The sequence below is a fragment of the Mycolicibacterium houstonense genome, assembly GCF_900078665.2.
GTDB lineage: Bacteria > Actinomycetota > Actinomycetes > Mycobacteriales > Mycobacteriaceae > Mycobacterium > Mycobacterium houstonense.
In genome coordinates this window covers 242,362-245,139 of the sequence record NZ_LT546207.1, presented here as the reverse complement: position 1 = coordinate 245,139, position 2,778 = coordinate 242,362, and the positions used below count along the sequence as shown (strand labels likewise).

The following is a 2,778-nucleotide window of genomic DNA, read 5'->3' as shown; positions in this document are numbered from 1 at the left end:
AGCAGGCTTGGCCGCCGTGGCCGGGCTGGGGGCGCCAGGCTTGGGCGCCGCGGGGGCCGCGGTTCCACCGCTCTGCGGGCGGGGCTTGTCTTCGGGCTTCTTGGCGCCGGCGGACTTCGCGCCGAACGATTCGCGCAGCCGACGCGCGACCGGCGCCTCCACTGTGGAGGACGCCGACTTGACGAACTCGCCCTGCTCTTTGAGCTTGGCTAAGAGTTCCTTGCTGGTGACACCGAGTTCCTTCGCCAACTCGTGTACACGGGCCTTACCTGCTGCCACTACATCTCCTCGTCTGGAGGCAACAGCGGTGGTAGGCGCCGCGCCTCGGGTTTAGCTATGACGCATGGTCATCGGGACTTCACGGTGTGCTCATGTTCTTCGCTACCTGTTCTCTTGACCGGGGTGGTCGGGTGTCCGAATTCCTTCGACGTACTCGATCACCGCGGATGTATCCGGTGAACCGGTGAGTCGCAACGCTCGGACGAAGGCTCGACGCTTCACTGCCATCTGCGCGCACTGCGGGTCGGGGTGCAGCCATGCACCACGCCCCGGCAGGCTTGCCGCAGCGTCAACGGTCACGGAACACGTCCCGTTCCCGTCGGTCACCGCGACCACTCGAAGCAACTCGGCGGCCAACTCTCGTTTCCGGCACCCGATGCAGGTCCGCACTGGCCCGACAGAGGTGTCGGAGGTGCTTCGTTGTGTCAGAGCCGGAGTCTCGCGCTGGATCACGGCTGAGTCTACCGCCCCGGTGGCCGTGGTCCGAAACGCCGGTCACTACTGTCAGTCGTGTACCGCCCCCGGGCGGACATCATGATCGGGCTGCGGCGCCGCATCGCTGCGGATATCGATTCGCCACCCCGTGAGCCGGGCCGCCAACCTGGCATTTTGTCCTTCTTTGCCGATGGCCAGGGACAGCTGGAAGTCGGGCACGATGACCCGCGCCGCCCGCGCGGCCTCGTCGATCACCGATACCGACACCACCTTGGCCGGCGACAGGGCATTGGCGACGAACCGGGCCGGGTCCTCGTCGAAGTCGATGATGTCGATCTTCTCGCCGGAGAGCTCGCTCATCACGTTGCGCACGCGCTGGCCCATCGGGCCGATGCAGGCGCCCTTGGCGTTCAGCCCGGGCACCCGGGAAGCCACCGCGATCTTGGACCGGTGCCCGGCCTCCCTGGCCACCGCGACGATCTCCACCGATCCGTCGGCGATCTCGGGCACTTCCAGCGAGAAGAGCTTGCGGACCAGGTTGGGATGGGTGCGGGACAGCGTGATCAGGGGTTCGCGGGCACCCCGGGTGACGCCGACGACGTAGCAGCGCAGCCGGTCGCCGTGCTCGTAGCGCTCCCCCGGCACCTGCTCGGCGCTCGGGATCACGCCTTCGGAGCCCTTGGTCTCGCTGCCCATCCGCACCACGACCAGCCCGCGGGCGTTCGCCCGGGCGTCGCGCTGGATCACCCCGGCGACGATGTCGCCCTCGTGCGCGGCGAACTCCCCGTAGGTCTTCTCGTTCTCCGCATCGCGCAGGCGCTGCAGGATCACCTGCCGGGCCGTGGTGGCCGCGATCCGACCGAAACCTTCTGGCGTGTCGTCCCATTCGTGCAGGACGTTGCCGTCGGCGTCGGTCTGGCGGGCGATCACCTTGACCACACCGGTCTTACGGTCGATATCGATATGAGCATCGGGCTCATGGCCTTCGGTATGCCGATAGGCGGTGAGCAACGCCGACTTGATGGTCTCGACGACCACGTCGACGGTGATGCCCTTGTCCGCTTCGATGGCATGCAGCGCCGCCATGTCGATGTTCATTCCCCGGCCCCCTTCCCGGTCTGTCCGGACAATTCCAATTCGCGTCGGTTCGGAGGCGAAAACTCCACTTGGACAACGGCTTTGGCGATATCTGCCAGTGCGACCTCACGGATCGCCAGCTCCCGCCCCTCCGGCACCACCACTTTCACCACGGTGCCGTCGGTTTCCCCCAGCCGGCCGGTGAACACCGAGCCGTCGGTCAGCGTCAACTCGGCCTTGCGGCCGCGGGCACGACGAAAATGTTTGGCCTCGGTCAGCGGCCGGTCCACACCCGGCGAGGTGACTTCGAGCACATACGGCGTGTCGCCCGGGGTGAGCTGATCGAGCAACTCCGATGCCGTCCGGGACAGCGCGGCGAGGGAATCGAGATCCAGACCCTCGTCGCCGTCGGCGATCACGGTGATACGGGGCGGCCGAGCCGATGCGTCGACCACGACATCGTCGATTTCGTAACCGGCGCGCGCGAACTCGCCGTCAAGTAGCTCGATCACCTGCGTCTGCGACGGCAAATCCGCAGACCGCAACTTTGGATCCGGTGCCACGGCGAGCTCCTCATCTTGAATTGTCTCCGACACGAATGCCCGGGCCGGCTCGCTGGAGCGGCCCCGGAATCGCCTATCCACGATACGCCAGGCCCGCGGCAGCAACCGTCAATCGAAGTCCGGTGCGTGGCGAATGTCGACGCCCCGCCGCGAACCGGCCGGTCGGCACCGCGTCAGGCGAGGCCCCGGGCAATGGCAGGATGTTCACGTGCCGAGCGCCAATGCAGACATCAGCCGGCGGCGCGTATTGCTCTCGGCCGCGGCCCTTGCCCTGCTGGGCGCCACCGCCGCCGCCTGTGGGACGAAGCCGCCGCAACCCGAGATCGACGACCTGACCAAGCAGTTCGACCGGGCCCGGGCCGACAGCGCGCTGGCCACCGCCGCCGCTGCCGACCAGCCGCCACAGGCCGCGGCCACCCGGGCG

Annotated in this window: 4 protein-coding genes and 1 pseudogene; 1 reads left to right on the top strand and 4 read right to left on the bottom strand. The window is 67.7% G+C overall.

Annotation, left to right across the window (positions count from 1 at the left end; all coding sequences use genetic code 11):
* From BN4332_RS01260 to rimP, 4 genes are all read right to left on the bottom strand, one after another.
* Nucleotides 1-279: translation initiation factor IF-2 N-terminal domain-containing protein (locus tag BN4332_RS01260; protein ID WP_200820241.1), on the bottom strand; the 279-nt coding region annotated here is incomplete at its 3' end.
* 102 nt (nt 280-381) lie between these two features.
* A complete protein-coding gene (locus tag BN4332_RS34040) occupies nt 382-606 on the bottom strand; it encodes a YlxR family protein (protein ID WP_235653988.1) in 225 nt (74 codons plus the stop codon).
* Between the two features lie 177 nt (nt 607-783).
* On the bottom strand, nt 784-1,812 hold the full coding sequence (gene nusA / locus BN4332_RS01250) for a transcription termination factor NusA (RefSeq protein ID WP_066896506.1): 1,029 nt from the start codon (nt 1,810-1,812) through the stop codon (nt 784-786).
* Nucleotides 1,809-2,354, bottom strand: a complete 546-nt coding sequence (gene rimP / locus BN4332_RS01245; RefSeq protein ID WP_066896509.1) for a ribosome maturation factor RimP — start codon at nt 2,352-2,354, stop codon at nt 1,809-1,811. The genes nusA and rimP overlap by 4 nt, the downstream gene beginning before the upstream one ends.
* 208 nt (nt 2,355-2,562) lie before the next feature.
* Between rimP and BN4332_RS34035 the strand changes: the two are divergent.
* A pseudogene (locus BN4332_RS34035) lies at nt 2,563-2,778 on the top strand (hypothetical protein); the annotation flags it as partial.